This is a genomic window from Ruegeria sp. YKSF57 (genome assembly GCF_059612585.1).
The window spans coordinates 48216-71368 of record NZ_JBXWQW010000010.1; the positions used below are offsets into that span (position 1 = coordinate 48216).

The following is a 23153-nucleotide window of genomic DNA, read 5'->3' on the forward strand; positions in this document are numbered from 1 at the left end:
GTTCCCGCGCCTGTTTGGCAGTTGGACTGGGAATTTGTGACCAGAAAGAAGCAGGAGGCTCGCCCATGGCGGAGCGTGTGGAAATATTCGAAGTCGGTCCGAGGGATGGGCTTCAGAACGAGAAGCGTGAAATTCCGGTAACAGATAAGGTAGCGCTGGTTGATTGCCTGAGCCAGGCCGGGTTCAACCGCATTGAAGTTGCAAGCTTCGTGTCGCCCAAATGGGTGCCGCAGATGGTGGGTTCGGCCGAGGTTCTCGCGGGCATCACAAGGCGGAACGGCATTCGGTATGCCGCGCTGACACCAAATATGCGGGGCTATGAAGATGCTCTGGCGGCGGGAGCCGACGAAGTCGCCGTGTTCGCGTCGGCGTCGGAAGGGTTCTCCAGGGCCAATATCAACGCTACGATCGAGGAAAGCATCGAGCGGTTCGTACCCATTCTGGATGCTGCACGCCACATTGACATGCCGGTGCGCGGTTATGTGTCTTGTGTGACCGATTGCCCTTATGACGGGCCGACGGCGCCGGAGAAGGTCGCCGAAGTGGCTGATATACTGTTTTCGCGAGGCTGCTACGAGATTTCACTGGGCGATACGATTGGCCGGGCCACTCCGGACAAAATCGCCAGGATGCTGCTGGCCGTGCGGGAAAGGGTACCGGTTACGCGCCTTGCCGGACACTATCATGACACCGCAGGTCGGGCGATCGACAATATTGATGCGTCCTTGTCTTTAGGCGTAAGGGTTTTTGATGCCGCCGTCGGAGGGTTGGGCGGCTGTCCCTATGCGCCCGGCGCCGCCGGGAACGTGGCGACCGAAGCGGTTGACGCGCACCTTACACGGCTGGGATACGAAACGGGTCTGGATGCCTCGGTATTGGAGCGGGCTGCAGGCATAGCTCGCGCGATGAGAGCAGGGTGAGGAAACAGCATGTTTGAAACGATCTCGCTGGAAACGGATGCGCGTGGTGTTGCGACGCTGACACTGGATCGGGCAGAAAAGCATAACGCGATGTCTGCGAAGATGCTGGCCGAGTTGACGGCTGCCGCAAGGCAATTGTCGGCGGACGAGGCTGTTCGGGTCGTGATCCTGACCGGGGCCGGCAAGACATTCTGCGCCGGTGGCGATCTGGGCTGGATGCAGGACCAGATGGCGGCTGACCCAAAAACCCGCTTTGTCGAGGCGCGGAAGCTGGCCGAAATGCTGCAGGCGATAAATACATTGCCCAAGCCGGTGATCGGAGCCTTGCAGGGAAATGCCTTTGGTGGCGGCGTGGGAATGGCTGCGGTTTGTGATATCGCGATTGGTGTTGATAGTCTGAAAATGGGCCTGACCGAGACGCGTTTGGGGCTGATCCCGGCAACCATCGGTCCCTATGTTATCGCCCGAATGGGAGAGGCGAGGGCGAGACGGGTGTTCATGTCGGCTCGTCTTTTCGATGCCAATGAAGCTGTTGAATTGGGGCTGCTGGCAAAGGCAGTACGGGGAGATAAACTGTCCGAAGCGGTTGAAGGAGAAGTGACCCCATATCTTGCCTGTGCACCTGGCGCCGTTGCATCTGCCAAGCGGCTCGCTCGACAACTGGGACCACGGATCGACGAAGATGTGATCAACCGGACGATTCAGGCTTTGGTGGACAGGTGGGAAACCGAAGAAGCGAAGGAGGGAATCGCGGCGTTCTTCGACAAAAGAAAACCTGCATGGATCACGTAGGTTTCACTTCTATTGCGTGCAAACCGGTATTTGCGAAAACATTCGATAAACCCGGTGCCTAACGCGGCGATTTAACCTGCCTGTCGCGTTCGCGCTTGGTTGACCCTCTGACCCGGCAGGGGTAGAGAATGTCCAGTCAACTCGCAAATTGACGGCACGTTCAAAGGTGGACGTGCAGGAAAGGAGCCATTCGTGGAAGAGCTGTTGCGGGAATACCTCCCGATCCTGGTTTTTCTGGCCGTCGCTGTCGGCCTTGGAATCGTCCTGATTCTCGCGGCTGTCGTTCTGGCTGTCCGCAACCCCGACCCCGAAAAGGTAAGTGCCTATGAATGCGGTTTCAACGCATTCGACGATGCGAGGATGAAATTCGACGTCCGCTTTTATCTGGTGTCGATCCTTTTCATCATCTTCGATCTTGAAATCGCAATGCTGTTTCCGTGGGCTGTGAGCTTTAAAGACATCAGCGACGTCGGGTTCTGGTCGATGATGGTGTTTTTGGCGGTACTGACCATCGGCTTTGCCTATGAATGGAAGAAGGGGGCCCTGGAATGGGAATAGTGACAGGGGCGAACACAGCTGATGTCGACAAGGAAGTCGCGACCCGGGCCCTGAACGCGGAATTGCAGGACAAGGGCTTCTTGCTGACCTCGACCGAGGATATTATCAACTGGGCGCGTACGGGTAGTCTGCATTGGATGACCTTTGGCCTGGCCTGCTGTGCTGTGGAAATGATGCATACGTCGATGCCGCGTTACGATGCCGAACGGTTCGGCATCGCGCCACGCGCGTCCCCACGCCAGTCGGACGTGATGATCGTGGCCGGAACTCTGACCAACAAGATGGCCCCGGCATTGCGCAAAGTTTATGACCAGATGCCCGAGCCACGCTATGTGGTCTCGATGGGGTCCTGTGCCAATGGCGGCGGCTATTACCACTATTCCTATTCGGTGGTGCGCGGTTGTGATCGGGTTGTTCCGGTTGACATCTACGTTCCCGGTTGCCCGCCGACTGCCGAGGCGCTGCTTTACGGTCTGCTCCAACTGCAACGCAAGATACGCCGCACGGGGACGATTGTACGATGAGCGAAGCATTGAACGAACTCGGGACCCATATCGAACTCAAACGCCCTGATTGTGTTCTGGGCTGGGATGTGAGCTTTGGCGAACTCAATGTGGATGTTGCCCCTTCCAATCTGGTCGATTTTATCGATTTCCTGAAGTCCGACCCCAATTGCAGGTTTTCCAGCCTGGTGGACATCGCAGGCGTTGATTACCCCGAACGCGGCAAGCGGTTCGACGTGGTCTATCACTTTCTGTCGATGTACCAGAACCAGCGCATCCGTTTGAGGGTGTCGGTCCGCGAGGATGACATGGTGCCTTCGATTGTGGATGTGCACCCTTCGGCCAACTGGTTCGAACGGGAAGTCTTCGACATGTTCGGAATCCTGTTTTCCGGCCATCCCGATCTGCGTCGCATTCTCACCGACTATGGATTCCGCGGCTACCCTCTGCGCAAAGACTTCCCGACCACAGGTTACACAGAGGTCCGCTATGATGAGGCGCAAAAACGCGTCGTCTATGAACCTGTAGACCTTGTGCAGGAATACCGGCAGTTCGATTTCATGAGCCCCTGGGAGGGTGCCAATTATGTTCTGCCGGGGGACGAGAAACAGGAGAGCAAGTGATGGGTGGCATCTGGTGGCTGATCCTTTCCGCGCTGACGATCATTCCGATGGTCAAGCTGTTACCGTTCTTCGGGATCAACAAATATTGGTGCCTGGCTTGCCTGATCCCCTTCGGTACGATTGCGCTTTTGTGGTGGATGGGCCTGAAGTTGCAAGAACTGGAGCGCCGTTGAGATGCTGATGATGTTGGGGGAACTGATCGCACTGGGTGTGCTTGGGGTCCTGCTGGCGGGCGCTGCGGTTAAGGCTGTCGAGACGAAAAAAGTCCGCGTACGGGCTGATGCGAAAAAGAACAGACGAGGGCGTTGATGGACGGCTCAAGATACGATGACGGCAGCACGGACGCGCTGAGCGGAGAACAGAAGATCCGCAACTTCAACATCAACTTTGGCCCGCAACATCCTGCGGCGCACGGAGTTTTGCGTTTGGTGCTTGAGTTGGATGGCGAGATCGTTGAGCGCTGTGATCCGCATATCGGCCTGCTGCACCGTGGCACCGAAAAGCTGATGGAAAGCCGGACGTATCTGCAGAACCTGCCGTATTTTGACCGTCTGGATTACGTGGCACCAATGAACCAGGAACATGCCTGGTGTTTGGCCATCGAAAAGCTGACCGGGGTAGAGGTGCCGCGTCGTGGCTCTCTGATCCGGGTTCTGTATTCCGAGATCGGGCGCATCTTGAACCACCTGCTGAACGTGACGACGCAGGCAATGGACGTTGGTGCGCTGACGCCGCCGCTCTGGGGCTTTGAAGAGCGCGAAAAGCTGATGGTGTTCTATGAGCGTGCCTGCGGCGCCCGCCTGCACGCCGCTTATTTCCGTCCGGGTGGTGTACATCAGGACCTGCCGCCGGAACTGCTGGACGATATCGAGGCGTGGAGCCACGAATTCCCCAATGTCCTAGATGACATTGACGGGCTGCTGACCGAAAACCGCATCTTCAAACAGCGCAACGCCGATATCGGCGTGGTGACCGAGGATGATATTCAGAAATACGGCTTCTCGGGCGTGATGGTGCGTGGATCGGGTCTGGCATGGGACCTGCGCCGCGCGCAACCTTATGAATGCTATGACGAGTTCGAATTCCAGATCCCCGTTGGCAAAAACGGCGACTGCTATGACCGCTATCTCGTCCGCATGGAAGAGATGCGCCAATCGCTGCTGATCATCCGTCAGGCCATTGCCAAAATCCGCGACTGCCCCGGTGACGTTTTGGCGCGTGGCAAAATCACCCCGCCGAAGCGCTCGGACATGAAGACCTCGATGGAAAGTCTGATTCATCACTTCAAACTGTACACCGAAGGCTTCCACGTTCCTTCCGGTCAGGTCTATGCTGCCGTTGAGGCCCCCAAGGGTGAGTTCGGTGTCTATCTGGTCGCCGACGGAACCAACAAACCCTACCGCGCCAAACTTCGCGCGCCGGGCTTCCTGCACCTGCAAGCCATGGACCACGTAGCCAAAGGCCACCAACTGGCCGACGTCGCCGCCATCATCGGCACCATGGACGTCGTATTTGGAGAGATTGACCGCTAATGCTCCGCCGTCTGCACCCCGAACAACCTGAGAGCTTTGCCTTCACCGCTGCCAACCAGCAATGGGCCGAAGCGCAGATCACCAAATACCCCGAAGGCCGTCAGGCCAGCGCGGTCATTCCGCTGCTGTGGCGCGCGCAAGAGCAGGAGGGCTGGCTGAGCCGTGCGGCGATTGAATCCGTCGCCGACATGCTGGGCATGGCCTATATCCGTGTGCTCGAGGTGGCCTCGTTCTACTTCATGTTCCAACTGCAACCGGTTGGATCGGTTGCGCATATTCAGGTCTGCGGCACGACGTCCTGTATGATCTGCGGGGCCGAGGATCTGATCGCTGTCTGCAAGGAGAAGATCGCGGCCAAGCCACACATGCTGTCCGCCGATGGCAAGCTGAGCTGGGAAGAGGTGGAATGCCTCGGCTCGTGCACCAACGCGCCGATGGCGCAGATCGGCAAGGATTACTACGAAGACCTGACCGTTGAGAGCTTTGGCAGGATCCTTGATGATCTGGTGGCGGGGAAAGTTCCGACGCCGGGCCCGCAGAATGGTCGCTATGCGGCTGAGCCGCTCAAAGGTCTGACCAGTCTGACCGATTATGACAGCGGCAAAACCCAGTACAACGCGAGCGTTCAGTTGGCGAGCGATATCGGGGACACCGTCAAACGTATCGACGGCACTGAAGTACCACTGCTGACACCTTGGCTGGGCAAAGATGGCAAGGCTGCCGGAGCCAAGGCTGCGCCCAAGCCGCCCAAGACCCCAGCCGCACCGAAACCGGCAGTCAAACAGGCGGCCGAACCCAAAGTAACCGAAGTCAAGGAAGACAAACCTGAAATCCTGAAAGAGGCTCGGGGTGGCAAGGCTGATGACTTGAAGCTGCTGAAAGGCGTGGGGCCGAAACTGGAGCAGACGCTCAACGAACTGGGCTTCTATCACTATGACCAGATTGCGGCCTGGACACCGGAACAAGTGGCCTGGGTCGATGCTCGGCTCAAGTTCAAGGGCCGGATCGAGCGCGATGGTTGGATCGAACAGGCAGCTAAGCTGGCGGCGGGTGAGGAAACCGATTTCGCCAAGCGCGCCAAGAAAAACGGGATCTACGAGGAGTAGCCCGAAAAAACGAGAATGAGTGGCGTTCCCTCCAGGGGGCGTCGGGATGAGCCGGACGAGATGGACACGGACAAGGAACTCGCCATTGCCCGAAAGGGTCGCCACATCGGACTGGTCATTGCGGTGACCATGCTGGCATGGCTTGCGCTGTCGCTGTTCATCGGTCCCGCATTGAAATTGGAAGCTCGCTATGCGTTGCTTTTCGATTTCGCGGCGCTTGCCGGTCTCATCTATGCGGTGATCAACATTTTTCAACTCTGGCGCATGCGCCAGGACAGCCAAGGGTAAACTAGCGATGCTGAAGGATCAGGACCGGATCTTTACCAACATCTACGGGATGCACGACCGCACGCTCAAAGGTGCGCAGGCCCGGGGGCATTGGGACGGCACCGCTGGCCTGATCGACAAGGGGCGTGACTGGATCATTCAGACGATGAAAGACTCAGGATTGCGTGGTCGCGGTGGTGCGGGATTTCCGACCGGTTTGAAATGGTCATTCATGCCCAAGGAAAGCGACGGTCGCCCCGCCTATCTGGTAGTGAACGCGGATGAATCCGAGCCGGGCACCTGCAAAGACCGCGAGATTATGCGCCATGATCCCCACACGCTGATCGAGGGTTGCCTGATCGCATCGTTCGCGATGAATGCGCATACGTGTTATATTTACATTCGGGGCGAGTACATCCGCGAGCGCGAGGCGCTTCAGGCCGCGATTGACGAAGCTTACGACGCCGGTCTTTTGGGCAAAAACGCTGCTGGATCGGGGTGGGATTTCGACTTGTTCCTTCACCATGGGGCAGGCGCCTATATCTGCGGAGAGGAAACTGCCCTGATCGAAAGCCTTGAGGGCAAGAAGGGCATGCCGCGCATGAAGCCTCCGTTTCCGGCGGGTGCGGGACTGTACGGCTGCCCGACCACCGTGAACAACGTGGAATCCATCGCCGTGGTCCCGACCATTCTGCGTCGGGGCGCGGACTGGTTCGCAGGCTTTGGTCGCCAGAACAACGCAGGCACCAAATTGTTTGCGATCTCGGGCCATGTAAACAACCCCTGCGTCGTAGAAGAGGCGATGTCGATTTCTTTCGAGGAACTGATCGAAACCCATTGCGGCGGCATTCGCGGCGGCTGGGACAATCTGCTGGCCGTGATTCCGGGCGGGTCCTCGGTTCCTTGCGTGCGCGGAGAAAACATGCGCGACGCCATCATGGATTTCGACTATCTGCGGGGTGAGTTGGGCTCTGGTCTGGGCACGGCTGCGGTGATCGTGATGGACAAATCCACGGACATCATCAAAGCGATCTGGCGGCTGTCGAAATTCTACAAGCACGAAAGCTGTGGCCAGTGCACGCCTTGTCGTGAAGGCACTGGCTGGATGATGCGCGTCATGGATCGTCTGGTGAAGGGTGAGGCCGAGCTGGAAGAAATCGACATGCTGTGGGATGTGACCAAACAGGTCGAAGGGCACACCATTTGCGCGCTTGGCGATGCGGCCGCTTGGCCAATCCAGGGCCTGATCAAGAATTTCCGCGAAGAGGTTGAAGAACGCATCAAGGCCCAGAAAACAGGTCGTATGGGCGCCATGGCGGCGGAGTAAGGCAGATGGAAGTCTTTGAAGCATATTCGCACGCGATTGCCTCGCTGGTGATCTTCACCCTGATTGTTCTGGCATTGTCGCCGTTCTCGGCGTTGGCTAAGGCTGGAAAGGGGTTGGCTCCAGGCGCCACGCCTGAGCAGGATTATGCGGACAAGGCCTATCGTCTGAACCGGGCATACCTCAACGGGACCGAAACGCTGCCCGCCTTTCTGGCCGTGACGGTCGCGGCCGTTCTTGCCGGGGCAAGCCCGTTCTGGGTGAACCTGTTTGCCGCGCTGGTTCTGGTGGCCCGAGTTGCCATGCTGGTGGTTCACCTGCGTGGCATCGGCAAACCGCACAGCGGTGTACGTTCGGTTTTCTATGTGGCTGGCTGGGCTTGCATGGCGGTGTTGGCCGTTATGGCATTGGTGGCACTGTTTTGAACCGATTTTTCCGATATCACGTAGCAGAAGCCTTTGATCGGCCGGATCACTCTGTGTTGCCCGTCTGCGCGCGGTCCCGGGCGCATCTTGCTGTTGCTGGCGTTTTGGTCATTGCTGCTGTCACTGCTGGGTGCGCGCGAGAGCAAAAGGCGAACCGAGTTTTGTTCGATGGGCACTTTTTTCCAACCAAGGCGCAAGCTGTGGACAAAAAGGTGTCTCTTGCCGATTTCACAGTGACCGTATCTGATGCGTCGCAGTCTACAGACGGTGCGCGCGAAGCCGGTCGGTATGCAGGAACACGGTATTGCATCGAAAACTATGGGTCGTCCGACATCGTCTGGAAAGTCGGGCCTGACACCGACCCACAAAACCTGCGCATTGTGGACAACAAGCTGACTTTCGCGGGGACATGCCGGAGGCCATGAACGACTGTTCAGCATATCCTAGTCATCGGGAGCTGACGTTATCGAATAGCGTCAGGACATGGTTTCGCTTGGGGAAATCCCAATCGAAAGGATCTGTTGTGTCGAAGCTAACAGTCGCGTTCGCTGCCTTGTCTTTCTCAGTGCCGGCATTGGCCGGAGCCAAGCCCCCTTTGCGCGAAGTTCCACAGATCGCCGACGGCATCTTCACCATCGTGGTTGCCAATGAAATTCGCAAGACGTGTGACGATATCAACGGGCGCATTTTCAAGGGGATCGGCGAAATCCGGCGTTTGCGGGCCGAAGCGAACGCCTTGGGGTATTCCGATTCCGAAATCCGCGCGGTTCTGGATTCCGACGCGGAAAAGGAACGTATGAAGGCGCGTGGTCGGAAATACATGGCTGGGTTGGGCTTGAACTATGACAAACCGGGCGACCTGTGTCGGCTCGGCCAGCTGGAAATCAAGAACAAAAGCGCAATTGGCGCGCTACTGAGGGCGAATTAGATCATGTCTGACCTCCGCAAGATCAATATTGACGGGCAGGAAATCGAAGTCGATGGCTCGATGACCCTGATCCAGGCCTGTGAAGAGGCCGGAGTTGAAGTGCCGCGTTTCTGCTATCACGAGCGTCTGTCGATCGCCGGAAATTGCCGTATGTGCCTGGTTGAGGTCGTCGGCGGCCCGCCGAAGCCCGCAGCCTCGTGCGCCATGCAGGTGCGCGATTTGCGCCCTGGTCCGGAAGGTCAGCCGCCGGTCGTCAAAACCAATTCGCCTATGGTCAAGAAAGCCCGAGAAGGTGTGATGGAGTTCATGCTCATCAATCACCCGCTGGATTGCCCGATTTGCGATCAAGGCGGCGAATGTGATCTCCAAGATCAGGCGATGGCCTATGGCCTGTCGGGTACCCGCTTCAAGGAAGCAAAGCGAGCGGTTGACGATTTGGACCTTGGGCCGCTGGTTTCGACTGCAATGACCCGCTGCATCAGTTGCACACGCTGCGTGCGCTTCACCACCGAAGTCGCCGGGATCACTCAGATGGGTCAGACAGGGCGCGGTGAGGATGCCGAGATCACCTCGTATTTGAACCAGACGCTGGACTCGAACCTGCAGGGCAACATTATCGACCTGTGCCCGGTTGGGGCGCTGACCTCGAAACCTTATGCGTTTACAGCACGCCCGTGGGAATTGACGAAAACCGAAAGCATTGACGTGATGGATGCGCTTGGCTCAAACATCCGCGTCGACACCAAGGGGCGCGAAGTAATGCGCATTCTGCCGCGCAATCATGACGGCGTGAACGAGGAATGGATCTCCGACAAGACCCGGTTTGTATGGGACGGTCTGCGCCGTCAGCGTCTGGATAAGCCTTATGTTCGAGAGAACGGAAAGCTGCGCCCGGCAAGTTGGGCGGAGGCATTGGGCAGAGCCGCTGACGCCCTGAAAGGAGCGGAAAGAGCAGCGGGAATCGTGGGCGATCTTGCCCCGGTCGAAGCCGCCTTTGCGCTGAAACAAATGATAGAAGGGCTGGGCGGTGTTGTCGAATGCCGCACCGACGGCGCGCGATTGCCTGCCGGAAACCGTGGGGCGTATGCCGGTACTGCCGCCATCGAAAACATTGACTCCGCCGAACGAATTCTTCTGATCGGCACCAACCCGCGCGACGAGGCGCCCGTTCTGAACGCCCGCATCCGAAAGGCCTGGGCGCACGGGGCCGAGGTGGCTCTGGTGGGTCCGGCGGTCGATCTGACCTACCACTATCATCATATGGGCGACGACCGCGCGGCACTGCAAAAAGTCTTGGACATGGGGGGTGACGATGAAATCAAGAGCAAGCCCTCGCTGGTCATAGTTGGGCAGGGCGCGCTGCAAGAGGCGGATGGCGCTGCCGTTCTTGCCGCGGCGCAGACCATTGCCGCCAACACGGAAAGTGGTCTGATAATTCTGCACACGGCAGCCTCGCGCGTGGGCGCGTTGGATGTGGATGCCACCAACGAGGGCGGCATGGAAGCGGTCAGCGCTGCGGATGTAATCTATAATCTCGGGGCAGACGAGGTCGAAATCGGTGAGGGCGCATTTGTCATTTACCAGGGCAGTCATGGCGACCGCGGTGCACATCGCGCAGATGTAATTCTGCCGGGGGCAGCGTATACCGAGGAAAACGGCCTGTTCGTGAACACCGAGGGTCGCCCGCAGCTAGCAATGCGGGCCGGTTTTGCGCCGGGCGAGGCAAAGGAAAACTGGGCGATCCTGCGCGCACTCAGCGCCGAATTGGGGACGGCCCTGCCTTACGACACTCTGGCGCAACTGCGAATGGCTATTGTTGAGGCCATTCCGCATCTGGCCCGTATCGACGAAGTGATCAAGAACGAGGTGCAGCTGCTTGATGCCGGGGCTTTGGGTAAGGCTAGCTTCCGGAATGCGGTAAAGGACTTCTATCTGACCAACCCGATTGCGCGTGGTTCACAACTGATGGCTGAACTGTCGGCTCAGGCAAAAGCACGCATGGCAGAGAAGATCGCGGCAGAATGAACCAGATCTGTTTCATATCTCCGATAATGGCGCATACCGTCTTGGGCGGTGTCGTCGTGCGTCAAATGCGCATGGAACCGAACAATAAGGGTGGCGTTGCGGCGGCGGATGCTGTTTACACCAACGCGCCGACCCAACCGCAGGACTTGCTGGTCTTTGGCCAAAGCATGAAGCGCGGGAAACGGAATACCTACGGTGTGAGGACAAATGGCTGATTTCTTTAACACCCCAGGCGGAATAGCCATCATCATTCTGGCGCAGGTGCTTGCTGTTGTTGCCTTTGTGATGATCTCGCTTCTTTTTCTGGTCTATGGCGACCGCAAGATTTGGGCTGCTGTTCAGATGCGGCGCGGGCCCAACGTGGTGGGGATCTATGGCCTGCTGCAATCGGTGGCCGACGCGTTGAAATACGTGGTCAAGGAAGTGGTCATTCCTGCCGGAGCAGACCGCGCCGTCTTTATCCTCGCACCGTTGACCTCGTTCGTGTTGGCGATGATCGCCTGGGCGGTGATCCCGTTCAACGATGGTTGGGTACTGTCGGATATCAACGTCGCGATCCTCTATGTCTTTGCTGTGTCCTCGCTGGAGGTTTATGGCGTGATCATGGGCGGGTGGGCGTCAAACTCAAAATACCCGTTCCTGGGCTCGCTGCGCTCTGCTGCACAGATGATCTCTTATGAAGTTTCGATCGGCCTGATCATCATCGGCGTGATCATCTCGACCGGATCGATGAATTTTGGCGAGATCGTGCGAGCGCAGGACGGCAATCTGGGCCTGTTCAACTGGTACTGGCTGCCACATTTCCCGATGGTCTTCCTGTTCTTCATCTCGGCACTGGCTGAAACGAACCGACCACCGTTTGACCTGCCAGAAGCGGAATCGGAACTGGTGGCGGGTTATCAGGTCGAATACTCCGCCACGCCCTTCCTGCTGTTCATGGCAGGCGAATACATCGCCATCTTCCTGATGTGCGCGCTGACGTCGCTGCTGTTCTTCGGCGGCTGGCTGTCACCGATCCCGGGCCTGCCGGACGGCGTGCTGTGGATGGTCGCCAAGATGGCATTCTTCTTCTTCCTCTTCGCGATGGTCAAGGCGATCACCCCGCGCTACCGCTACGACCAGCTGATGCGCTTGGGCTGGAAAGTGTTCCTGCCGTTCTCGCTGGTCTGGGTGGTCTTCGTGTCTTTTGCGGCGAAATTCGACTGGTTCTGGGGCGCGTTCGCCCGTTGGAGCGTGGGTTGATGGAGCAGAAAATGCGACACATATTTGCCTCGCTCATTATGTTCACTTATTTGAACGCACCTGCCTATGCTGCCGAAACTGAACCGGGCGAAGTTCAGAGTTTGCTTGATGTTGCTCACAAAGTTTGTGCGCCTGAGTTCAAAATAGTATTCCAATTCGAAGAAGGTCTTCGTGAATCCTTCTCAAACGAGTTGGGCCAAAAATACCCGCTCGTGTCTGCAGAGCAGCATCTGGCTTTTGACAAATACGTAATCGGATCCGTAGTAAACGCGATCCAATTCGGAGACATGGCTGCGTACATGGAGGCTTTGAAGAGCCGAAAACCTATCCCGGACCCGGTGCGCCATAAATCAATGGCACTATTGGATCTGGTAGAGTGCCTGCGAATAACGCCGGATGACAAAGAACGGCTTTCTGAATTCGTTGAGGTGAGCGTCGAGGCTGGAAATCTACCTAACCATGTCAACGTAAAGACCTTGCTTTCAGCGCAAACTGATGCTGAGTGCAAGCACGCGATTGAGGCCGGCCGCCGGGTTTTGGCAGTTGATGCAAATGCTTCAGATGTGAGCGAGCAAGTTCAGTTTATTCTCGAAGATACTTTTGGCCATTGCGAGGAGGATTCATAAGATATGTCTCAAATCGACTACACCCGCGCTGCCAAATACTTCCTGCTGCAGGATTTCTGGGTCGGCTTCAAACTGGGAATGAAGTACTTCTTCGCCCCCAAGGCCACGGTGAATTACCCGCACGAAAAAGGCCCCCTGTCTCCGCGTTTCCGGGGTGAGCACGCCCTTCGCCGTTATCCGAACGGTGAAGAACGCTGCATCGCCTGCAAACTATGCGAGGCGATCTGCCCGGCGCAGGCCATCACCATCGACGCCGAACCGCGTGAGGACGGCTCGCGCCGCACCACGCGCTATGACATCGACATGACCAAGTGCATCTACTGCGGTTTCTGCCAGGAAGCCTGCCCGGTGGATGCAATCGTCGAAGGCCCGAACTTTGAATTCGCAACTGAGACCCGCGAGGAGCTGTTCTACGACAAGGAGAAGCTGCTCGACAACGGCGAACGCTGGGAAGCCGAGATTGCCCGCAATCTGGAAATGGACGCGCCTTACAGATGAGTGATACGCCGACAAATCCGTTCGAGCTGATGATGAAGCAGGCTCAGGACATGGCCAAGGCTATGAACCCGGCGATGGAAAGCTTCTCGCCCAAAGGGTTCGAAGCGCTGTGGCCGACCATGCCAAAAGAGGTCATGGAGATGATGTTCGGCAACACCGTCAACAAGGACGGGCTGGATGCCAAGACCCGACTGCTGTTGACGTTGGCCGGGCTGACCTGTCAGGGCGCTCAGGCGGATTCAGCCGTGCGCCAGACCGTGCGTCATGCGCTGGAAGCGGGTGCCAAGAAACAAGAGATCGTGGAAACGATCGGTCAGATGTCGGTTTTTGCCGGCATCCCGGCCATGACCCGCGCGCTGGATCTGGCGCAAGAGGTCATGGGCGACAACGAGGATGAGGATCAATGACCGTCTTTGCCTTCTATCTGTTTGCCATCAGCGCCATTACCGGCGGGCTGTTCACGGTGATCAGCCGCCAGCCGGTGCACTCGGTCCTGTGGTTGATCCTGGCGTTTCTCTCCTCGGCGGGGCTGTTCGTTCTGCTAGGGGCGGAATTTGTCGCCATGCTGCTGATCATCGTCTATGTCGGCGCGGTGGCGGTTCTATTCCTTTTCGTGGTGATGATGCTGGATGTGGATTTTGCCGAACTAAAGGCTGAGATGGCGCGATACATGCCGCTGGCGCTGCTGATCGGGCTGGTGATCCTGATGCAGTTCGTCATGGCATTCGGTGCCTGGGAAAGTGCGCATGGTGCAGCTGAGCAACTCGCGCAGCCTGTGCCTAACGACCGTCACAATACCGAGGCTCTGGGCCTCATCATCTATGATCAATATTTCCTTCTGTTCCAGCTGGCGGGCCTGATCCTGCTGGTGGCGATGATCGGCGCCATCGTGCTGACGCTGCGCCACCGTCAGGACATCAAGCGTCAGGACATCATCGGCCAGATGATGCGCGACCCGGCCAAGGCGATGGAACTGAAGGACGTGAAACCGGGGCAGGGACTTTGAGACGATGATCGGACTTGAACACTATCTTACGGTCGCGGCGACGCTGTTCGTCATCGGCATCTTTGGTCTCTTTCTGAACCGCAAGAACGTCATCATCCTGCTGATGAGTATCGAGCTGATGCTGCTGGCGGTGAATATCAACCTTGTGGCTTTCTCGTCCTTTCTTGGCGATCTGGTGGGGCAGGTATTCACGCTGTTCGTGCTGACCGTCGCCGCCGCCGAGGCCGCGATTGGTCTTGCAATTCTGGTCTGCTTCTTCCGCAACCGCGGCACGATTGCAGTCGAAGACGTCAACATGATGAAGGGGTAAGAGATCATGGAAACAACCATCCTCTTTGCCCCGCTGGTGGGCGCCATCCTTTGCGGGTTCGGCTGGAAATTCATTGGTGAAAAAGCGGCGCTCTGGACCGCTACGGGCCTGCTGTTTCTTGCCTGTATTCTCAGCTGGATCGTTTTCTTTACTTTCGACCCGTCCGCCCATTCAGGCGGGTCCTATTCGGTACCTGTTCTTCGATTCATTGAAAGCGGAACGTTGTCTACCGAATGGGCGATCCGTCTGGACCGGCTGACCGCGATCATGCTGATCGTGGTGACGACCGTTTCGGCGCTGGTGCATCTCTATAGCTTTGGCTATATGGATCACGACCCGCAATGGCGCGAAGGCGAAAGCTACAAGCCGCGTTTCTTTGCCTATCTCAGCTTCTTCACCTTTGCGATGTTGGCTCTGGTGACCTCGGACAATCTGGTACAGATGTTCTTTGGCTGGGAAGGCGTAGGCGTCGCATCTTACCTGCTGATCGGGTTCTACTATCGCAAGCCCACAGCCAACGCGGCCGCCATCAAGGCTTTCGTGGTCAACCGTGTGGGCGACTTTGGGTTTGCGCTGGGGATATTCGGACTGTTCTTCCTGACCGACAGCATCAACTTTTCCGACGTGTTTGCATCGGCGCCGTCGCTGGCGGAAAGCAAGCTAACCTTCCTATGGGGTGAGTGGACCTCGATCGAGGTCATCTGCGTACTGCTGTTCATCGGAGCGATGGGCAAGTCGGCGCAACTGATCCTGCACACCTGGCTGCCGGACGCGATGGAAGGCCCGACGCCTGTGTCGGCGCTGATCCACGCCGCGACCATGGTGACCGCAGGCGTGTTTCTGGTCTGCCGCATGTCTCCGCTATTTGAATTCGCCCCGGGGGCTGCCGGTTTCGTGACCGTGCTGGGCGCCTCAACTGCATTCTTTGCCGCGACCGTGGGTTTGGTGCAAACCGACATCAAACGTGTCATTGCCTATTCGACCTGTTCTCAGCTGGGCTACATGTTTGTGGCGGCGGGCGTGGGCATGTATTCGGCTGCGATGTTCCACCTGTTCACACATGCCTTCTTCAAGGCGCTGTTGTTCCTTGGGGCCGGTTCCGTGATCCACGCCATGCATCACGAACAAGAGATGACCGAATATGGCGGTCTGCGCAAAAAGATCCCCTATACCTTCTGGGCGATGATGATCGGTACCCTGGCGATTACCGGTGTCGGTATACCGTTGACTACCTTTGGTTTTGCCGGTTTCCTGTCAAAAGACGCGATTATCGAAAGCGCCTACGCGGGCGGGTCAAGCTATGGCTTCTGGTTGTTGGTAGTTGCTGCCGCGTTCACCTCGTTCTACAGCTGGCGTCTGATCTTCCTGACCTTCTATGGCGAGCCGCGCGGCGACAAGCACACGCATGAACATGCGCATGAAAGCCCGATGGTCATGCTGGTTCCGTTGGGTGTTCTATCGCTGGGAGCAATCTTTGCGGGCATGATCTGGTACGGAAACTTCTTCGGTCATGCCGATAAAGTTGGCAAGTTCTATGGCATTTCCGTTGTCGAAGCTTCAGCTCATGTCGAAGCCGACAGCCAAGCCGCCACCACGGATCATGGGGAGGAAACTGCTGACGCGGCCAGCGACAGCCACGGCCAAGAAGCAGTTCATGCGGCAACCACCGACGAGGGGCATGGCGAGACGGATACCGGTCATGACGAAGCAGCGATCTCGGGTGAACATCACTATGTGTTTGCCGGCAAACCGGGCGAAGGCGGTATCTATATCGGTGAGAACAACCATGTTCTTGATGACGCTCATGCCGCACCGAAATGGGTAAAGGTTTCCCCCTTTGTCGCAATGGTGCTTGGCTTTGGCTTGGCCTATCTCTTCTATATCGTGAATCCGACACTGCCGGTGCGACTGGCTCAGAACCAACGTCCACTGTACCTGTTTCTGAAGAACAAGTGGTACTTTGACGAAATTTATGACGCGATTTTTGTCAAACCTGCAATGGCTCTTGGGCGGTTCCTGTGGAAACGCGGTGATGGAAACACAATCGACGGCTTCCTGAACGGAGTAGCAATGGGCATTGTTCCCTATTTCACCCGCCTCGCAGGCAAGGCGCAGTCGGGGTACATTTTCACTTATGCCTTCTGGATGGTTCTGGGGCTTGCTGCCCTGGTCACCTGGATGTCGATCGGCGGAGGGGCGCACTGATGGACAATATCCTCTCCATTGTAACCTTTATTCCGGCCGTTGCTGCACTGATTCTTGGCCTGTTCCTACGGGGCGATGACGCGGCGGCGCAGCGCAATGCCAAGATGACGGCATTGTTTGCAACCACAGTAACCTTTCTGGTCTCAATCGGCATCTACACAGGCTTTGATCCTTCGAACACCGGCTTCCAGATGGTGGAAGAGGGTGAATGGCTGATGGGCCTGAAATACAAGATGGGCGTGGATGGCATCAGCGTTCTGTTCGTGCTGCTGACCACTTTCATCATGCCGCTGACCATTCTGGCCAGCTGGAATGTGACAGACCGCGTCAAGGAATACATGATTGCTTTCCTGCTGCTGGAAACGCTGATGCTGGGCGTGTTCATGGCGCTGGATCTTGTGCTGTTCTACCTGTTCTTCGAGGCAGGTCTGATCCCGATGTTCCTGATCATCGGCATTTGGGGCGGCAAGGACCGCATCTATGCCAGCTTCAAGTTCTTCCTTTACACCTTCCTCGGCTCGGTTCTGATGCTGGTTGCGATGGTTTATATGTATGCAGATGCCGGTACCACCGACATCGAAGCGTTGATGAGCCATCAGTTCTCGTCCGAAGGCTTCAACGTGATGGGGATTTATGTCGTGGGCGGCGTGCAGACGCTGATGTTCCTGGCTTTCTTTGCCTCATTTGCAGTGAAGATGCCCATGTGGCCGGTTCATACCTGGCTTCCTGACGCACATGTTCAGGCGCCCACTGCAGGTTCGGTCGTTCTTGCGGCGATCCTCTTGAAAATGGGCGGCTACGGTTTCCTGCGCTTCAGCCTGCCGATGTTCCCGGTGGGAGCGGCGGTAATGACCGACGTCGTGCTGTGGATGTCTGCAATTGCGGTTGTTTACACGTCGCTGGTCGCGCTGGTGCAGGAGGACATGAAGAAGCTGATCGCCTATTCGTCGGTTGCGCACATGGGTTTTGTCACCATGGGCATCTTTGCTGCCACCCAACAAGGGATTGATGGGGCGATTTTTCAGATGCTCAGCCACGGTTTCATCTCTGCCGCACTCTTTCTTTGCGTTGGCGTGATCTATGACCGGATGCACACACGCGATATCGAGGCCTATGGCGGTCTGGTTATCCGCATGCCGGCTTATGCGCTGGTATTCATGCTGTTCACCATGGCCAATGTCGGATTGCCGGGTACCTCAGGCTTCATCGGAGAGTTCCTGACCCTGATGGGAACATTCCCCGTCAACACTTGGGTAACAGCCGTTGCGGCATCGGGTGTGATATTCTCGGCTGGCTACGCACTGTGGCTTTATCGCCGTGTGGTCTTTGGTGATTTGATCAAGGAAAGCCTGAAATCGATCACCGACATGAGTGCCCGCGAGCGACTGGTCTTTGCGCCGCTGATCGTCATGACCATTCTGCTGGGCGTCTACCCGTCGCTGGTCACAGATGTGATCGGCAACTCGACGGCTTCACTGATTTCGAACTATGACACGGCTCTGGCCGCGGCTGAGGCCGCGACCCAGGTCGCTGCATCGCATTAAGGGAGCTGTGGAGACATGATCCAGGCTGATCTGACTGTAATTTTGCCGGAAATCGTTCTGGCTGTCTACGCGATGGCGGCTCTCATCGGGGCTGTCTATACCAGCAAAGACGCTCTGGCTCCAATTTTGGTCTGGGTGACCGCGGGCCTGATGGCAGCGCTTTCGTTCTGGATTGCCACCAATGGCGGCACGACGCGTGTTGCGTTCAATGGCATGTTCGTGGATGACAGTTTCGCCCGGTTTGCCAAGGTTGCGATCCTATTGGCTGCAGCCTCAGTTCTGGTGATGAGCCAGGAGTACATGTCGCGCCGTGGTCTGCTGCGCTTTGAATACCCGCTTTTGGTGGCGCTTTCGGCTGTCGGCATGATGATGATGGTCAGCGCGGGCGATTTGATGTCTCTCTATATGGGGCTCGAATTGCAGTCCCTGTCGCTCTACGTTGTCGCGGCCCTGCGCCGGGACAGCGCCAAATCGACCGAAGCAGGATTGAAATATTTCGTGCTTGGCGCGCTGAGCTCGGGTCTTCTGCTCTATGGCGCATCATTGGTCTATGGCTATTCTGGAACGACGCTGTTTTCCGGTATCATCAAGACGGCGCAACACGGTGATGTGTCGATTGGATTGCTGATAGGTCTGATCCTGCTGATCTCGGGTCTGGCCTTCAAGGTGTCAGCGGTTCCGTTTCACATGTGGACACCGGATGTCTACGAAGGTTCTCCGACCCCGATCACCGCTTTTTTTGCGACAGCTCCGAAAGTTGCGGCGATGGCACTGTTCGCCCGTGTCATGCATGACGCGTTTGGCGGCGCTGTGGCAGACTGGCAGCAAGTGATTGTTCTGCTTTCCGTCCTTTCGATGTTCCTAGGTGCCTTTGCTGCCATTGGGCAGCGCGACATCAAGCGGCTGATGGCTTATTCGTCGATTGCCCATATGGGCTATGCCCTGATCGGTCTGGCTGCGGGCACTCAGTTGGGCATCAAGGCGATGCTGATGTACTTGGCGATTTATGTCACCATGAACGTTGGCACTTTCGCCTTTATCCTGATGATGGAGCGGGACGGCAAACCCGTGACCGATATCGACGCGTTGCGCCAGTTTGCGCGCCGCGATCCGGGTAAGGCGTTGGCAGTCCTGATCCTGATGTTCAGCTTGGCCGGCGTGCCGCCAATGCTTGGATTCTTTGCAAAATTTGGCGTTTGGCAGGCGGGTATCGATGCAAGTCTGACCGGCTTGGTCATCGCTTCGGCCATAGCATCAGTGATCGGGGCGTTCTACTATCTGCGGATCGTTTTCTACATGTACTTCGGTGCAGAAAACGAAGATCCGATCGATACACATTCGTCGCCGGTTCTTTGGGTTGCCCTGATGGGATCGGCCGCGCTGATGCTGGTTGGTGTGTTCTATCAATTCGGTGTCGAGGGAGCCGCTGCGGCAGCGGCAGCAACACTTGTCAACTGATAGGGTGGCAAATCCGAAAAAGGAGGCTCGGTTTTTGGACCGGGCCTTTTTGTCGTGAGTGACTGGCCACACGGTTACGGGCTCCACATTCTGGACGAAGTGGATAGCACGCTGAACGAAGCCGCCAGAATTGCGTCATCTCTACGTGGGCCGGTCTGGATCATGGCGCACCGCCAGACCGCGGCGCGCGGGCGTCGGGGCCGTGTCTGGACTCACCCACGCGGCAATCTCGCAGCAACTTTGGTCATGCGCCCCGAAGGACCACCAGAACGGGTTGCGCTGCGCAGTTTTGTTGCGGCATTGGCGCTTTTCGATGCCTGCCATGCCGTCACCGGTCGAACGGATGGTCTGGCTTTGAAGTGGCCAAATGACGTGCTGCTGAATGGCGGCAAGCTTGCGGGTATATTGCTAGAGAGTACCGGACAAGGCCGCGGGGTTTCGCATCTGGCGATCGGCATTGGTGTCAACCTCGTCGAAGCGCCTCCGCGCAACCTGATCGAACCCGGCGCGGTGCGCCCGGTTTCGCTTTTGTCAGAAACCGGCTCGCAAGTGGGGGCAGAGGATTTTCTGACCGAGTTGGCGGCTGCCTTTGCGCACTACGAGACTCAATTCCTGACCTACGGCTTTGAGCCGATCCGAACGGCGTGGCTTGCTCGGGCCGCTCGGCTGGGAGAGGCTATCACCGCCCGCACCGCGACGTCCGAGACCGTAGGAACGTTCGAAACGGTGGACGGCGAAGGTAACCTTGTCCTAAACACGGCCAAGGGCCGCGCAAGGATCGCGGCGGCGGACGTGTATTTCTGAAGGGTTTTCCAATGCTTTTGGCGATTGACTGCGGCAATACCAATACCGTCTTTTCGATCTGGGACGGTGAGAAGTTCCTGTGCACCCTTCGTACCTCGACGCACCACGCACGCACGGCGGATGCATATTTCACCTGGTACTCGACGCTGGTGAAGCACTACGGGATCGAAGCGGAAATCTCGGACGTCATCATTGCATCCACGGTCCCGCGTGTTGTGTTCAATCTAAGGGTTTTTGCCGACCGGTTTTTTGGTTGCCGACCGCTTGTCGTCGGGAAGCCTGACTGCCTTTTGCCGGTGAACCCGCGTGTCGATGAAGGGACTTACCCGGGCCCTGACAGGCTTGCCAATGCTGCAGGCGCGTTTGACCGGCATGGCGGCAATGTCGTTGTTGTAGATTTCGGAACGGCCACGAATTTCGATGTGGTGGCGGCTGACGGGGCCTATGTCGGCGGGATTATCGCGCCGGGCGTTAACCTGAGCCTTGAAGCCTTGCACATGGGGGCCGCAGCGCTGCCTCATATCGATATCAGCCGCCCCGAGAAAGTGATCGGAACGAATACCGTTGGTTGCATTCAGTCGGGGGTGTATTGGGGGTATTCCGGTCTGATCGAAGGTCTTATAAGCCGGATCAAGGCGGAATACGGAATGCCGATGCAAGTTGTCGCCACTGGTGGGCTGGCACCATTGTTCGATCAGGCGGATGTGGGGTTTGACGTGATCGAAGACGACCTGACGATGCACGGCTTGACGGTCATCCATCAATACAACAAGGAAAATATTTCGGCATGAGCAGTGACAGATTGATTTACCTGCCTCTCGGTGGGGCGGGTGAGATTGGAATGAATGCCTATGTCTACGGGTATGGCAAACCGGGGCAGGAGCGTTTGATCCTGGTCGATCTGGGGGTGGCTTTCCCTGACATGGACAGCTCGCCCGGTGTCGATTTGATCTTTGCGGATATCTCGTGGTTGAAAGAGCGGGCGGATCGGCTTGAGGCAATATTTGTCACCCACGCGCACGAAGATCACGTTGGCGCTGTCGCGCATTGCTATGAGACGTTGGGCGTACCGATTTATGCGCGGGCTTTTACGGCCAATATCGCCCGCCACAAGATGGAGGATCTGGGGCATTCTCCGGACGTCGTCCGAACGGTGTCCGCCTGGCCAGAGCAGGTTAACGCCGGGCCGTTTTCAGTCGGGTTTCTGCCGGTATCTCATTCGATTCCGGAAAGCGCCGGATTGGTAATTGATACACCCGCAGGGCGCGTCGTGCATTCGGGAGATTTCAAACTCGACCCAGAACCGGTTGTCGGAGAGCCATTTGATCCAGATCTCTGGGCCAGCGTGGCCGGCGGCGGCGTCAAGGCGCTGATCTGCGACAGTACCAACGTGTTTTCTACGCATCCGGGGCGATCAGAATCCGAATTGGGACCCGAAATCACAAAGCTTGTGGCGAACGCAACTGGTATGGTGGTCGCGACGACTTTTGCCTCGAACGTAGCTCGGGTCAAAACTCTTGCCGAAGCCGGTGAGCGCGCAGGACGCTCGGTGGTTCTGTTGGGGCGCGCGATGCGCCGCATGATTGAGGCGGCGACGGAAACTGGTATTCTTGGAGATTTCCCGCGGGTGGTCAGCCCAGAGGAAGCAGCGGACATGCCGCGCCAGAACCTGATGCTGATTGTCACCGGCAGCCAGGGTGAGCGCCGCGCCGCCAGTGCGCAACTGGCGCGTGGCAAGTACCGTGGTCTGGAGATGGCCGAAGGTGACCTGTTTCTGTTTTCTTCCAAAACCATTCCGGGGAATGAGCGCGGAGTAATCCGTGTCATCAACCAATTCAGTGAAAAAGGCGTGGATGTTGTTGATGACAGCACGGGTTTGTATCACGTTTCGGGTCATGCGAACCGACCAGATCTGGAGCGGATTCACGCCCTGATTGATCCGCAGATGGTTATCCCGATGCATGGCGAACACCGGCACTTGCGCGAGCACGCCAAACTGGCAGAGGAAGGCGGGCGAACCAGCATTGTTGCGGTCAACGGGATGAAGATTGACTTGACCGGTGATACCCCAGTGGTTGCCGAATATATCGAGACCGGTCGTACTTATCTTGACGGCACGGTTAAGATCGGCGCGCTTGATGGTGTAGTACGCGACCGTATCCGCATGGCGCTGAATGGCCATGTCACGGTGACAACAATTCTGGATGAAGAGGACGAGCCTTTAGGGGAGCCGTGGTGTGACGTGATCGGTCTGCCTGAGATAGGAAGCTCAAAAGCAGGGCTGATCGAGATTCTTGAGGAAGACCTCAACCAATTCCTGATGCGAGCCGAAGCCAAGACACTGGGAGACGATGACAAGCTCGAAGAAGCGCTCCGACGTATCGTTCGTCAGACCGCGCAGAGTGAGATCGGCAAAAAGCCGGAAGTTACCGTGGTCGTGAGCCGCATGCGCTAGTT

General features: G+C 57.3%; 27 protein-coding genes. All 27 read left to right on the forward strand.

From position 1 onward, the window contains the following. The first annotated feature begins 65 nt into the window (after positions 1-65). The 27 genes from AC2FLX_RS06110 (at position 66) to AC2FLX_RS06240 (ending at position 23151) form a co-directional block, all read left to right on the forward strand. Complete coding sequence (locus AC2FLX_RS06110; RefSeq protein ID WP_496810372.1) at positions 66-920, forward strand: hydroxymethylglutaryl-CoA lyase; 855 nt, start codon at positions 66-68, stop codon at positions 918-920. Between the two features lie 9 nt (positions 921-929). Further along, positions 930-1712 carry a crotonase/enoyl-CoA hydratase family protein gene (locus AC2FLX_RS06115; protein WP_480749283.1) on the forward strand — a complete coding sequence of 261 codons (783 nt, stop codon included), beginning with the start codon at positions 930-932 and terminating at the stop codon, positions 1710-1712. A 192-nt stretch (positions 1713-1904) separates the two neighbouring features. Next, on the forward strand, positions 1905-2270 hold the full coding sequence (locus tag AC2FLX_RS06120) for an NADH-quinone oxidoreductase subunit A (RefSeq protein ID WP_480749284.1): 366 nt from the start codon (positions 1905-1907) through the stop codon (positions 2268-2270). Continuing rightward, the gene (locus AC2FLX_RS06125; protein WP_496810373.1) at positions 2261-2794 is read left to right on the forward strand and encodes a NuoB/complex I 20 kDa subunit family protein; all 534 of its coding nucleotides are present in this window, start codon (positions 2261-2263) and stop codon (positions 2792-2794) included. Before AC2FLX_RS06120 ends, AC2FLX_RS06125 begins: the two co-directional genes overlap by 10 nt. Continuing rightward, positions 2791-3396, forward strand: a complete 606-nt coding sequence (locus tag AC2FLX_RS06130; RefSeq protein WP_496810374.1) for an NADH-quinone oxidoreductase subunit C — start codon at positions 2791-2793, stop codon at positions 3394-3396. The genes AC2FLX_RS06125 and AC2FLX_RS06130 overlap by 4 nt, the downstream gene beginning before the upstream one ends. Then, on the forward strand, positions 3396-3569 hold the full coding sequence (locus tag AC2FLX_RS06135) for a hypothetical protein (protein WP_480749287.1): 174 nt from the start codon (positions 3396-3398) through the stop codon (positions 3567-3569). The genes AC2FLX_RS06130 and AC2FLX_RS06135 overlap by 1 nt, the downstream gene beginning before the upstream one ends. A gap of 1 nt (position 3570) precedes the next feature. Beyond that, positions 3571-3705, forward strand: a complete 135-nt coding sequence (locus AC2FLX_RS06140) for a hypothetical protein (RefSeq protein WP_496807745.1) — start codon at positions 3571-3573, stop codon at positions 3703-3705. Continuing rightward, positions 3705-4928, forward strand: coding sequence for an NADH-quinone oxidoreductase subunit D (locus tag AC2FLX_RS06145; protein ID WP_496748560.1), 1224 nt, complete (start codon positions 3705-3707; stop codon positions 4926-4928). The genes AC2FLX_RS06140 and AC2FLX_RS06145 overlap by 1 nt, the downstream gene beginning before the upstream one ends. Continuing rightward, the gene (nuoE, locus tag AC2FLX_RS06150; protein WP_496810375.1) at positions 4928-6034 is read left to right on the forward strand and encodes an NADH-quinone oxidoreductase subunit NuoE; all 1107 of its coding nucleotides are present in this window, start codon (positions 4928-4930) and stop codon (positions 6032-6034) included. The genes AC2FLX_RS06145 and nuoE overlap by 1 nt, the downstream gene beginning before the upstream one ends. Positions 6035-6094: 60 nt before the next feature. Further along, complete coding sequence (locus tag AC2FLX_RS06155) at positions 6095-6322, forward strand: DUF5337 domain-containing protein (RefSeq protein ID WP_480749340.1); 228 nt, start codon at positions 6095-6097, stop codon at positions 6320-6322. Between the two features lie 7 nt (positions 6323-6329). Then, positions 6330-7628, forward strand: coding sequence for an NADH-quinone oxidoreductase subunit NuoF (gene nuoF, locus AC2FLX_RS06160; RefSeq protein WP_480749291.1), 1299 nt, complete (start codon positions 6330-6332; stop codon positions 7626-7628). Positions 7629-7633: 5 nt separating this feature from the next. Beyond that, positions 7634-8050: an MAPEG family protein gene (locus tag AC2FLX_RS06165; protein ID WP_480749292.1), complete on the forward strand. Its 417-nt coding sequence runs from the start codon at positions 7634-7636 to the stop codon at positions 8048-8050. Positions 8051-8573: 523 nt separating this feature from the next. Continuing rightward, positions 8574-8978 (forward strand): DUF5333 domain-containing protein, encoded by a 405-nt coding sequence (locus AC2FLX_RS06170; protein WP_480749293.1) that lies wholly within the window; start codon positions 8574-8576, stop codon positions 8976-8978. Positions 8979-8981: 3 nt separating this feature from the next. Then, positions 8982-11003, forward strand: a complete 2022-nt coding sequence (gene nuoG / locus AC2FLX_RS06175; protein ID WP_480749294.1) for an NADH-quinone oxidoreductase subunit NuoG — start codon at positions 8982-8984, stop codon at positions 11001-11003. After that, positions 11000-11218: a hypothetical protein gene (locus AC2FLX_RS06180; protein WP_480749295.1), complete on the forward strand. Its 219-nt coding sequence runs from the start codon at positions 11000-11002 to the stop codon at positions 11216-11218. Before nuoG ends, AC2FLX_RS06180 begins: the two co-directional genes overlap by 4 nt. After that, positions 11211-12245 carry an NADH-quinone oxidoreductase subunit NuoH gene (gene nuoH / locus AC2FLX_RS06185; protein WP_496810955.1) on the forward strand — a complete coding sequence of 345 codons (1035 nt, stop codon included), beginning with the start codon at positions 11211-11213 and terminating at the stop codon, positions 12243-12245. The genes AC2FLX_RS06180 and nuoH overlap by 8 nt, the downstream gene beginning before the upstream one ends. Next, the gene (locus AC2FLX_RS06190; protein WP_496810956.1) at positions 12245-12871 is read left to right on the forward strand and encodes a hypothetical protein; all 627 of its coding nucleotides are present in this window, start codon (positions 12245-12247) and stop codon (positions 12869-12871) included. Before nuoH ends, AC2FLX_RS06190 begins: the two co-directional genes overlap by 1 nt. A gap of 3 nt (positions 12872-12874) precedes the next feature. Further along, entirely contained in the window at positions 12875-13369 is a 495-nt protein-coding gene (gene nuoI, locus AC2FLX_RS06195) for an NADH-quinone oxidoreductase subunit NuoI (protein WP_496747870.1), read from the forward strand. After that, complete coding sequence (locus AC2FLX_RS06200) at positions 13366-13776, forward strand: carboxymuconolactone decarboxylase family protein (RefSeq protein WP_170325667.1); 411 nt, start codon at positions 13366-13368, stop codon at positions 13774-13776. Before nuoI ends, AC2FLX_RS06200 begins: the two co-directional genes overlap by 4 nt. Then, positions 13773-14375: an NADH-quinone oxidoreductase subunit J gene (locus tag AC2FLX_RS06205; protein WP_480749297.1), complete on the forward strand. Its 603-nt coding sequence runs from the start codon at positions 13773-13775 to the stop codon at positions 14373-14375. The genes AC2FLX_RS06200 and AC2FLX_RS06205 overlap by 4 nt, the downstream gene beginning before the upstream one ends. 4 nt (positions 14376-14379) lie before the next feature. After that, entirely contained in the window at positions 14380-14685 is a 306-nt protein-coding gene (gene nuoK, locus AC2FLX_RS06210; RefSeq protein WP_005984024.1) for an NADH-quinone oxidoreductase subunit NuoK, read from the forward strand. 6 nt (positions 14686-14691) lie between these two features. After that, positions 14692-16890: an NADH-quinone oxidoreductase subunit L gene (gene nuoL / locus AC2FLX_RS06215; RefSeq protein ID WP_496810957.1), complete on the forward strand. Its 2199-nt coding sequence runs from the start codon at positions 14692-14694 to the stop codon at positions 16888-16890. Then, a complete protein-coding gene (locus AC2FLX_RS06220) occupies positions 16890-18434 on the forward strand; it encodes an NADH-quinone oxidoreductase subunit M (protein WP_480749300.1) in 1545 nt (514 codons plus the stop codon). The genes nuoL and AC2FLX_RS06220 overlap by 1 nt, the downstream gene beginning before the upstream one ends. A gap of 15 nt (positions 18435-18449) precedes the next feature. Beyond that, a complete protein-coding gene (gene nuoN, locus AC2FLX_RS06225; protein ID WP_480749301.1) occupies positions 18450-19892 on the forward strand; it encodes an NADH-quinone oxidoreductase subunit NuoN in 1443 nt (480 codons plus the stop codon). Positions 19893-19946: 54 nt separating this feature from the next. Then, on the forward strand, positions 19947-20696 hold the full coding sequence (locus AC2FLX_RS06230; RefSeq protein ID WP_480749302.1) for a biotin--[acetyl-CoA-carboxylase] ligase: 750 nt from the start codon (positions 19947-19949) through the stop codon (positions 20694-20696). Positions 20697-20707: 11 nt separating this feature from the next. Next, positions 20708-21487 carry a type III pantothenate kinase gene (locus tag AC2FLX_RS06235; RefSeq protein WP_480749303.1) on the forward strand — a complete coding sequence of 260 codons (780 nt, stop codon included), beginning with the start codon at positions 20708-20710 and terminating at the stop codon, positions 21485-21487. Then, positions 21484-23151 (forward strand): ribonuclease J, encoded by a 1668-nt coding sequence (locus AC2FLX_RS06240; protein WP_496810958.1) that lies wholly within the window; start codon positions 21484-21486, stop codon positions 23149-23151. Before AC2FLX_RS06235 ends, AC2FLX_RS06240 begins: the two co-directional genes overlap by 4 nt. Positions 23152-23153 lie beyond the last annotated feature (2 nt).